The organism is Streptomyces sp. NPDC052020, assembly GCF_040680575.1.
GTDB lineage: Bacteria > Actinomycetota > Actinomycetes > Streptomycetales > Streptomycetaceae > Streptomyces.
Genome location: NZ_JBFAWY010000029.1, coordinates 84,550 through 94,505, shown reverse-complemented (window position 1 = coordinate 94,505; position 9,956 = coordinate 84,550). Strand labels below are relative to the sequence as shown.

At 70.8% G+C, this 9,956-nt stretch carries 8 protein-coding genes and 1 pseudogene; 3 read left to right on the top strand and 6 right to left on the bottom strand.

What is annotated here, in order from left to right:
• The first annotated feature begins 447 nt into the window (after positions 1-447).
• Positions 448-996, top strand: a complete 549-nt coding sequence (locus tag AB0L74_RS26220) for a DinB family protein (RefSeq protein ID WP_365657137.1) — start codon at positions 448-450, stop codon at positions 994-996.
• A 43-nt stretch (positions 997-1,039) separates the two neighbouring features.
• Here the strand turns inward: AB0L74_RS26220 and AB0L74_RS26215 are convergent.
• The 3 genes and pseudogenes from AB0L74_RS26215 to AB0L74_RS26205 all read right to left on the bottom strand — a co-directional run.
• Positions 1,040-1,163 (bottom strand): annotated as a pseudogene (locus tag AB0L74_RS26215) (rhomboid family intramembrane serine protease); the annotation flags it as partial.
• Positions 1,164-1,260: 97 nt separating this feature from the next.
• Positions 1,261-2,049 (bottom strand): class II aldolase/adducin family protein, encoded by a 789-nt coding sequence (locus AB0L74_RS26210; protein WP_365657134.1) that lies wholly within the window; start codon positions 2,047-2,049, stop codon positions 1,261-1,263.
• Positions 2,050-2,132: 83 nt separating this feature from the next.
• On the bottom strand, positions 2,133-3,110 hold the full coding sequence (locus AB0L74_RS26205) for a phenylacetaldoxime dehydratase family protein (protein ID WP_365657131.1): 978 nt from the start codon (positions 3,108-3,110) through the stop codon (positions 2,133-2,135).
• Between the two features lie 282 nt (positions 3,111-3,392).
• On the opposite strand from AB0L74_RS26205, the gene AB0L74_RS26200 reads away from it, so the two are divergent.
• Positions 3,393-4,604, top strand: a complete 1,212-nt coding sequence (locus AB0L74_RS26200; RefSeq protein WP_365657128.1) for an ATP-grasp domain-containing protein — start codon at positions 3,393-3,395, stop codon at positions 4,602-4,604.
• Between the two features lie 16 nt (positions 4,605-4,620).
• Positions 4,621-6,057 carry an FAD/NAD(P)-binding protein gene (locus AB0L74_RS26195; RefSeq protein WP_365657125.1) on the top strand — a complete coding sequence of 479 codons (1,437 nt, stop codon included), beginning with the start codon at positions 4,621-4,623 and terminating at the stop codon, positions 6,055-6,057.
• 500 nt (positions 6,058-6,557) lie between these two features.
• Here AB0L74_RS26195 and AB0L74_RS26190 read toward each other — a convergent pair whose 3' ends face one another.
• The 3 genes from AB0L74_RS26190 to AB0L74_RS26180 form a co-directional block, all read right to left on the bottom strand.
• Positions 6,558-7,367, bottom strand: coding sequence for a rhomboid family intramembrane serine protease (locus tag AB0L74_RS26190; protein ID WP_365657121.1), 810 nt, complete (start codon positions 7,365-7,367; stop codon positions 6,558-6,560).
• Positions 7,368-7,422: 55 nt separating this feature from the next.
• Positions 7,423-8,823: an FAD-dependent oxidoreductase gene (locus AB0L74_RS26185; protein WP_365657119.1), complete on the bottom strand. Its 1,401-nt coding sequence runs from the start codon at positions 8,821-8,823 to the stop codon at positions 7,423-7,425.
• A gap of 99 nt (positions 8,824-8,922) precedes the next feature.
• Positions 8,923-9,846 (bottom strand): DUF4349 domain-containing protein, encoded by a 924-nt coding sequence (locus AB0L74_RS26180; RefSeq protein ID WP_365657117.1) that lies wholly within the window; start codon positions 9,844-9,846, stop codon positions 8,923-8,925.
• Positions 9,847-9,956: the final 110 nt, after the last annotated feature.

The following is a 9,956-nucleotide window of genomic DNA, read 5'->3' as shown; positions in this document are numbered from 1 at the left end:
CCGGAGCCGGGGCGTGAAGGCCACCAAGCCGGGTTGGCATCCAGGCTCCGCGGGCGTTCATGACCCGCATGGCGGACGGAACATCCCCGCGTTGACGGGGTGGAGGACGCCCGCGGGTTGAGAAAGCGGCGCGGATCGTCCCCGCGGCCGGAAGGAACCGTCGATGGCCGACCCGGGGGGATTCAGAACTCGAGACAGGGCTGGTCCGCAACCGCCGGGTGAGCCCTCATGGCGTCGTTCGCCGACGCGTGGTCCGGTGGGTGAGCCTCTCGGGCCGGCTCTGGCGAGGGCCCTCGGAAAACAGGGACGCGGCCGTGTCGCCGGCTGTGCCAGGCTGGCGGACTGTCCCTGGACCGATTCGACACAGGAGCGTCCGATGACGGCACGGTCCCGCCTGACCCCCTGCTGGAGCAGTTCGACTTCGCACGCAAACGCCTCACCGACCGGATGACGGGGCCGGTCATGGACAGCGGTGACGGGGCGCATACCGAGGTCGGGCCCATGTCCGACGAGGAATACTTCTGGGAACCAGTGCCCGGCTGCTGGTCGGTACGGCGGCGCGTGGACGGGCCGGGACCGCGCGCGACTTTCCTGGCCGGCGCCGGCGACTGGGGCCGCGACGCCGCTTCCTACCCGCATCCCTGGCCGCCGCCCTTCACCACTATCGCGTGGCGCCTGAGCCACCTCGGCGAAATGCTGGCCCTGCGCGCCGACCACACCGCCGGCAGTCACGCACTGACCCGGGACGACTGCCCCGTCAGCGGGGACGCCGCAGGAGCGGTCGCGGCCTTCGACGCCAGTGCCGCGGCCTGGCGGAGGGCGCTACTGAGCGTCGGCGAGGCTGCGCTCGACACCGTGGGGTATTGCACCTACCCGCACGGCAGCGACCCGGAGGAGCCGTTCATCGACATCGTGTGGTGGGTCAACCAGGAAGTGCTGCACCACGGGGCCGAGATCGCCCTGTTGCGCGACCTCTACCGCGCCCGGCCGCACTGAGCCCCCTTGCCGGCGGCGATGCCGACCACGTGGGTCACGAGAGGGCGACCGTGCCGGTGTCGGAGACGCCCCTGGCCGGCGGAGTGGAAGGCCTGGAGGACGAACCACAGGCCCCGCACGGTCCGGGCGGGCAGCCGCGGCGGCAGGAAGATCGGGAACGGGACGAGCGGGGGGTGTGAGGGTGCGAACCACTCAACCGCCGAGTGACCCCGTGTGCCCTTCCGGGCGGGCACCGGTCATGCCGGCCCCTTGGCCGGCGGCTCGTCACTCGTCGAGCAGATCGGGGTGTTCGTGGGTGATCTCATCCCACAGGAGCTCGAAGCTGAAGCGGGCGAGCTCGGGGGCACCGAAGCCTTCGGCCGCGGCGAGGGCCTGTTCGTGGGTGAGGGGCTGAGGTGTTCCGGCCGCCGACGCGAGGAGCTGGACCTGGGCACAGGTCTCGTAGGTGAAGAACCAGTGCACGGCCTCTTCGATCGATTCGCCGACGGTGACGAGTCCATGGTGCTTGAGGAGGAGGGCCCGGTGGTCACCGAGTTTCTGGGCCATGTCGCGGCCCTGCGCCACGGTGACGGAAGGGCCTTCATAGTCCTCATAGAGGACCTGCTGCTGGTAGAAGGCGGCTGATTCCTGGTCCAGGGGGACCAGGAGCCGGCCAAGGGAGCTCAGCGCGCGGGAGTGCACGGTGTGGCCGTGGGCGGCGGCGGTGACGTCGGGGCGCATTGTGTGGATGGGCGCGTGGATGACGAAGGCGCTGGTGTTGAGGCGGTGGTGGCCCTCCACCACGGTCCCGGTGTCATCGACGCAGATCAGGTCGGCGACGCGGAGGCGGTTGAAGGAGACACCGAAGGGGTTGACCCAGAAGTGATCAGGGTGTTCGGGATCACGCACGGAGATGTGGCCGGAGATGCCCTCGCCGTACCCGTACTTGCCGAAGAGACGCAGGGCCGCGGTCAGGCGCTGTTTGCGATGGCGGCGCTCGTCGGCGGGTGAGGCGAAGACGGGCGGGCCGGGGATGGGCAGACCGGTGTCGGTGTCGGATTCATGGCGTGTCACGGGGCGGGGCCTTCCACGGGACGGGATGGAACAGGTGCTGGACGAGGACTCGCGAGACGAAGAGCCGACGGGCCGCGCATGCCTCACTCCTGGTGGGAGAGGCCGAGCGGCAGCAATCCGGTGGCCGGGTGGCATCCGACATAGCGGGCCCGTACGGAACCCGGTGGCAGCACGCTCACCTCGTGCCAGAGAGCGACGTCGAGGGGGCTCTGTTCTTCGTGGAGCATGGAGAAGAACGATCGGTATATCCTCAAGTGTGTTTCGTGGAAATGAGTCCACGACAGAAGGTGATCGAGCGAGACGAACCAGGCCACGGTGCACGCTCTGTCCAGCGGGTTTCCATCCATGTCCCGCTCGGCTACTTCCCGCGTGCAGATGCAACCGGTTTCCGGGTGCTCATCGAGGTAGGTGACACCTCTTTTTTTGACCGGCTGGACCTTTTGCAGGAAATGTTCGCGGAAGGTGCTGCTTCCTGACCAGTCCTGGGCAGTGCGGATCAGGCAGATGCCGCCTTCTATGGTTACATCCACGGTGTTGTCGTGGACCTCGAGCGCGGCACCGCGGGTGGGCGGAGCCGAGGATTCTCGCATGCGGTCGCGCGCGGACCCCCAGTAGTCGTGCAATTCCGTCGGTTCCTGGTCGAGGATTTCCGCCAGGCCGCCCGTGGGGTACTGATCCTGCCGGTGGGTGTGCAGGGTCTCGGTGGCTTCCACAGGTATCAGTGCCTCTTCCCACCACGCGCCTGCTCCCTGGATTGGAGCCGAGTGTTTCCCCTCTGCGACCCATGAGCGATGGCGGGCCGGGTCGAGCCAGTAGGCGAACCATATGGTGTTGGTCAGCCCCGCAGAGTCCGTGAATGAGCCCCGATTGACCACGTCCGGCCGGCTCGGGGACTGAAACCTTTCACGCATTTCAGCCGCTGCCGTCTCGTGTAGGGCATCAGCGGCGGACTGCACGCCGTACTGACCCATCACGTAGGCCGTGCATCCGGACGGGAAAACCCCGGTGAATGCGGGAAAGCGAGGAGTGTGCTGGGCAGGGGCGCAGGAACGCTTCGCCATGGCCACATCCTTGAGGCGAGACGTCGTCAGGTCTTTGGCCGGGAGCGGGAGGGGTCGAGAAGGTGGAACGGGCCTCGATCCATTATAACGCGCTTTCATGATCCGGCGCTTTTCTGGTTGGTGCCGCCGGGCTGTATTGGTCTGCCTCGATCGCGCCTTACCGGGTACAGGAATAGCCTGAGGCCGGTCGAGGTGTGCCCGTCGGCCCGGACTTCGACTCGTGGTGCGGGCGGCCGGTTCGGGCGGAGATCGATAGGCGGAGGTGCGCTGATGATCACTCTCGTGAATCCTGTCTCGAGCGGCGTTTTCCTGTCGGCGGCCATCAGGGAGCGCGGCGAGGAGTGTGTGCTCGTCTACGACGGGCACTTCGCAGCGGCGGCTGAGGATGGCGGCCCCGGTCGGCGTGTGGTTAACCGGGACGTGCGCAGCACCGCCCGCCTGCTGCGCGGCCTGCGTGTCCGGCACGTCGTTCCCGGGAGCGAGGCCGGCGTCGACCTCGCCCACCGCCTTGCCGCGCACCTGGACCTTCCGCGCAACGACGATGCGACGGCCTCGGCACGGTGTGACAAGGCGCGAATGGTGCGCGCTCTGGGTGACGCCGGCCTCCAGGTGCCCCGGCAGGCCCTGGTCACCACCGGGGACGACCTGCCCGGCGCCCTCGATCACGTGGGACTGCCGCTTGTCGCCAAGCCTCCCGCCAGTTCCGGGAGCGACGGGTGCAGGATCTGCCGTACGGAACGGGAGACCACCGAGCATTTCATGGCGATCCACCGCCGCCCCAACATGCTCGGCACGGTCAACGAGGCAGTGCTCGTCCAGGAATACCTTCCCGGTACCCAGTACCTCGTCTCCACGGTGAGCATGGACGGACAACACCACCTCCACGAGGTGTCGCGCAGCCGGGTCGACGAACACGGCGGCACGCCGACGCGGCGCCACACGATCAGCTGCCACAGACTGGGGCCCGGGGAACGCGGCGTCATCGCCTACGTGTGGGCGTGCCTGGACGCCCTCGGCATCCGGAGCGGCGCGGCCAACACGGACGTACGCCTCACGGAGGACGGGCCCCGGATCATCGAGGTGAACGCCCGGATCCTCGGGCCGACTCTTGATCCGGATCCCTACTTCATAGCCTTCGGATCGAGTCAGCAGCACCTCCTGGTCGAGAGCATGCTCGCTCCCGCTGACTTCCGGCGGCGGCTGCGTCTGGGGTACACCCCGCCGAAGGTGATGGGGAAGGCGTTCCTGCGCAGCTTCGGTTCCGGTGTGCTGCGCGGCGTGCCGGGGCTGGAAGCCGTCCGCCGCCTGCCGGGTTTTCACAGCGCCACGTCCCTGCCCGAGGTCGGCAGCACGGTCGAGGACCACGCTCTCACCACGGGGGCCACGGGCATCGTGTACTTCGTCCACGAGGACGAGCCCGTGGTCGAGAAGTCCCTCGCCGTCCTGATGGGCATGGAGGACGCGGGCGCGCTTTTCGATATCACCGCGGTGTGACCCGGAGGCACCGGTCGTGCTCCGTGAAGTCGCCGTGGTGGGAGCCGGTGCGACCGGTACGTCGGCGGTGGTCAACCTGGTCCGGACCGGTGTCGCCCGGAGCGTCAACGTCTTCGAACCGGGAGCGGTCGGTCACGGGGATGCCTTCGCCTCGACGGACCCGGCGCTCTTGTGCAACACATCGGCCGACAGCATGTCGCTGGTCACCGAGTGTCCCGATGACTTCGTCGACTATCTGCGCGGACTCGGTATGCCCGTCGCGCCGCGGGACTGTGTACCGCGGTACCTGTTCGCGCAGTACTGCCGGGACCGGTACCTGCGCGTACGCTCGGAAGCCTCGGCACGCGGGGTGCGGCTCCGTCACCACCGGGACAAGGTGGTCTCCGTGGCGGGCGCGGGGCCGGGTTACGCGCTGCGCACCGCGAGCGGGGCCGAGTGTCCGGCTGACGCCGTGATGCTCTGCATGGGAGTGGACGCGTGGACCCCACCGGTCGTCCGGCCGTTCCGGTGTCACCCGCGGGTGGTGCCGGCCTCGGCCGTGGATTCGGCCGCCGCCTTGCCCCGCGACGCGCGTGTCCTGGTTCTGGGAAGCCGACTGTCCGCGGTCGACGCGGTGATCCTGCTCAGCCGTTCCGGCTGCCGTGTCCAGATGGCTTCGCCGTCGGGCACCCTGCCCTCCGTGAGGACCCGGATGTACCCCTCGGACAGCGGATCGCTCGCAGCTCTGGCGGGACACCCCTGGGTGGGGACGACGGACGCGGCCCAGGCCGACCGGTTCATTGCCGGCCTGGTCCGCTGCCTGGCCGGTCACGGCCGTCCCCACCTTCGAGATCAGCTGTCATTGGCGGACGACCCGGTGGAACGCCTGCGTGCGGAGATCGCCATCGCGGAGGAAGGACGCAACTTCTGGCAGGACCTGACCGTCGAGTTCATCGCGCTGACCAATGACTGGTTGCTCCGGCAGCCGCCGACGGCGTGGAAGGATTTCTGGACCGTCGTGGAAGGTGTTCTCGACCGGTACATCTCGGCCATGCCGGTGGGCAACGCGAAGAAGCTCCTGTCCCTGGCGGACGCCGGGCGCCTGGAAGTGCGCGGGCGCCGGCCCGCCGAGCTGTTCCGGACGGGGAGCCGGTGGGCCATGAAGTGGCAGGACGGCTCATGTGATCACTTCGACGCCGTTGTCTATGCCACCGGTTACCGTCCGCCCGCCATGCGGTGTTCGGACGGCAGCCTCCTCCTGGGCGAGCGCCGGCGGGGAACGCCGCCCGCGGTGTCGGCGGAGCTGCGTGTGGACCTGGGACGGGACTCGGACGAGCGCGTGTTCGCGGTGGGACAGTGCTCCGCGTCCCGGGTGCCGCTCGTGCACGGGGTGGTCGCCGTCGTCCCTCAGATCTCCCGTGTCATGCGCCAGTTGCGGGCTCTTCCGCGCCACCTGCCGCCGCCCCGCCGGTGACACCTTCGACCAGCTCCGCGTCACCTGGGGCGCCGGGGCCCAGCGCACCGGCGAGTTCGTACGCCGCCACCGCCACGACCCCAAGCCGGGGGCGAGCCATGGGGTAAGCCGGTCGAGGGCGGCGGGGCCGCGGGCGGCGCTGGGCAGCGCGGCAGGACGTCGCGTGAGCAGGACGCCTCGATGGCGCCGAGACGGACCAGGGCGAGGCGTTCGCTGACGACGGGGCCGAGGCGTTCGTCGCGCAGATAGGCGTTCAGGGCACGTGGATGTCGATGACGGGCTGTGCTGGTTGTCGGCTCATGGGTCCTGAGGGGTCGTTGCGGCAGAGGGGACCGACGCTAGCGAGCGCCGGGATGGCGTCGGAGATTCGACGCGCGATGTCCGATGGGGCGGCGGCGGTGGTGCCCGGCAGAAGCACTTCCACGCCTCGGCGCATGAGGCAGGACGCCGCGTCGGTGTTTCGGGACTCCTCTGTGTACTGTGGCCGGGGCGGCGGGGCCTTAGTGAGCCCGTCGACCGAACAGGACGCCGCGCGGTTCGGGCGGCGGGGGTGTGCCGGGCTTGAGGGGCCAGGCGAGGAGCATGCCGGCGGCGAAGCCGACCACGTGGGCCACGTAGGCGACCGTGCCGGCGTCGGAGACGCCCTGGCCGGCGGAGTAGAAGGCCTGGAGGACGAACCACAGGCCCAGCACGATCCAGGCGGGCAGCCGCAGCGGCAGGAAGATCAGGAACGGGACGAGGACCCAGACGCGGGCCTTCGGATACAGCACCAGATACGCGCCGAGGACACCGGCGATCGCCCCGGAGGCGCCGATCAGCGGGTCCCCGGAGTCGGAGTTCGCCAGGGCGAAGCCGTACGAGGCCGCGTAGCCGCAGACGCCGTAGAACAGCAGGAACCGCAGGTGCCCCATCCGCTCCTCGATGTTGTTCCCGAAGATCCACAGGAACAGCATGTTGCCCAGCAGGTGCACCCAGCTGCCGTGCAGGAACATCGCCGTCAGGACGCTCAGCTCGGGCGACTTCTCATAGCCGGGCGGCGCGATCACGCAGCCCGGTCCGCGCGGGCCCACCCCGGTCTCGCCGGTGGGCACCAGGCGCGGCATCTCGTGGTGGATCAGCTCCTGCGGCACCGCCGCGTACTGGTCGAGGAACGCCTGGAGATGGCACAGCTGGGCCAGGCTGCCGTCGCCCGTGAGGGAGCCTGCCATGCCGGGCGTGAACACGAACACAAGGATGTTCGCGACGATCAGCGCGTACGTCACCCAGGGGATGCCGCGCACCGGGTTCACGTCATGAACGGGAATGACCACGAGGGACTTGTGCCCGCGGTGCGGCGGGCGAATCGGTGAACTCCCCGGACGGAGCTCACGCCCCGGCCTCGCGCACCTTCGCCGCCGCTTTGCGGGCCGCCACCAGCACCGGATCCCATACGGGGGAGAAGGGCGGGGCGTACCCCAGGTCCAGGGCCGTCATCTGCTCCACCGTCATGCCCGCCGTGAGGGCCACCGCCGCGATGTCGACGCGTTTGCCCGCGCCCTCCCGGCCGACGATCTGGACGCCGAGGAGGCGGCCGGTGCGGTGTTCGGCGAGCATCTTCACCGTCATGGGGGAGGCGCCCGGGTAGTACCCCGCGCGGCTGGTCGACTCGATGGTGACCGCCACGAACCGCAGCCCCGCCCGCCGCGCGTCCTTCTCCCGCAGCCCGGTGCGGGCGATCTCCAGGTCGCAGACCTTGCTGACGGCGGTGCCGACCACACCGGGGAACGTGGCGTAACCGCCGCCGACGTTGGTGCCGATGACCTGGCCGTGCTTGTTGGCGTGCGTACCGAGCGCGATGTGCCGATGCTGGCCGGAGACCAGGTCGAGGACCTCCACGCAGTCGCCGCCGGCCCAGATGTTCTCGTGCCCGCGCACCCGCATCGCCCGGTCCGTGAGCAGCCCGCCGTGGCTGCCGAGGGGGAGCCCGGCCGCCTCGGCGAGCGACGTCTGCGGGCGCACCCCGATCCCGAGCACCACCACGTCCGCCGGGAACTCGGCGTCCCGCGTGGCCACCGCGCGGACCCTGCCGTCGTCCCCGGTGAGCAGCCCGGTCACCTCGGCGTCGTTCACCATGGTGATGCCCAGGCCCTCCATGGCGTCGTGCACCAGGCGGCCCATGTCCGGATCGAGGGTCGACATCGGCTCCGCGGCCCGGTTGACGACCGTCACCTGGTAACCGCGCTTGATGAGCGCCTCCGCCATCTCCACGCCGATGTAGCCGGCGCCGACGACCACGGCCCGGCGGCCGCGCGTGCGGGCCAGCGTGCCGAGGAGCGCCTCGCCGTCGTCGAGGGTCTGCACACCGTGCACCCCCGGCGCGTCGGCGCCCGGCAGGTCCGGGCGGACCGGGCGGGCGCCGGTCGCGATCACGAGCTGGTCGTACGGCGTCCAGGACTCCGCCCCGGAGTCGACGTCCCGCGCGCGTACCCGCCCGCCCGCCACGTCGATCTCGGTGACCTCGGTACGCAGCCGCAGGTCGATGTCCCGCGCGCGGTGCTCTTCGGGCGTGCGCGCGATCAGCCGGTCCCGGCCGGGGACGTCACCGCCCACCCAGTAGGGGATGCCGCACGCCGAGTAGGAGGTGAAATGCCCGCGTTCGAACGCCACGATCTCCAGCTCGCCGGGGCCCTTCAGCCGGCGGGCCTGCGACGCCGCGGACATCCCCGCGGCGTCACCGCCGATCACGACCAGACGCCGCCTCGGGTTTCGCGTATCGCTCATGCTCATGCGGACACGCTACGGGCACGGGCCGAACCGTTCCCCCTCGGCCCTGCCCGCCGGCCCCGCCCCGCTCGCCCCCTCGCGGTCCGCTCGGCCCGCTGCCGCTCAGTCCTGGCCGTCGGTGCCGGCGGAGCGGCCCGGCCGCCGCGCCCGCGCCACCCGCGGCCACAGCAGCACGAGCGGCGCCGCCACCGCGGCGAACGGCAGCGCCGCGCCGAGCGCCACCGCCAGCCAGCGCAGCATCGTCACGAACGCGTCCCAGCCGCCCGCCAGCGCGTCGGTGAAACCGGTGTCGTCCTCCCCCTCGGTCTGCGACACCGGCGTCTCGGTCAGGGACAGGGTGATCGTGGCCAGCGTCGTACGGTCCTTCAGGGACGCCTGCCGGGCCAGCAGCGCCTCCAGTTCGGCCTGGCGGGAGCTCAGCTCGCCCTCCAGGGTCACCACGTCGCTCAGCTTCGTCGCCCGGTCCATCAGCGCGCGGACGCGGGCCACGCTGGCGCGCTGGGACGTGATCCGGCTCTCCACGTCCACGACCTGATCGGTGACGTCCTCGGCCTTGGCGCCGCGTTCGAGCAGCTTCCCGGCGCCTTCCAGACCGGCCAGGACGCCGTCGTACCTCTCCACGGGCACGCGCAGCACGACCCGGGTGCGCTCGTGGCCGTCCTCGTCGCGGGTGGTGGTCTCGTTGCCGATGTAGCCGCCCGCGCTCTCCACGTCGGCGCGGGCCGCGTCGAGGGCCTTGGGGACGCTTTCGACCTGGACGGTCAGCGACGCGGTGCGGATGATGTGGCCGGTGGTGAGCTTCGGCGGTGCCGACGCCTGGGCCCCGCCCGCGCCGCCCGCGCCGCCGCTGTAGGCGCCGTCCTCGCGCGCGTCCGCCCGCGAGGCGGCCTCCTTGCCGGAGTCGGCCGCGGAGCCGCCCCCGGCGCTGTCCTCCCCGGCGGCGCCGCAGCCGGTGAGGGCGAGGGCCGCCGCGAGCAGGAGCCCGGCGAGGGGCCGGCCGGGTCGTACCGAACGTCGTGCGCGCATGTGGGTTCCCCCGAGGTGGTGAGCGGTGAGACCTGACGTCCCTTCGACGCCGGAGGCGGCCGGGACGTTGGCGCGGAGCGGTCCCGAAGAGGTCACGGTCGGGACTCGCG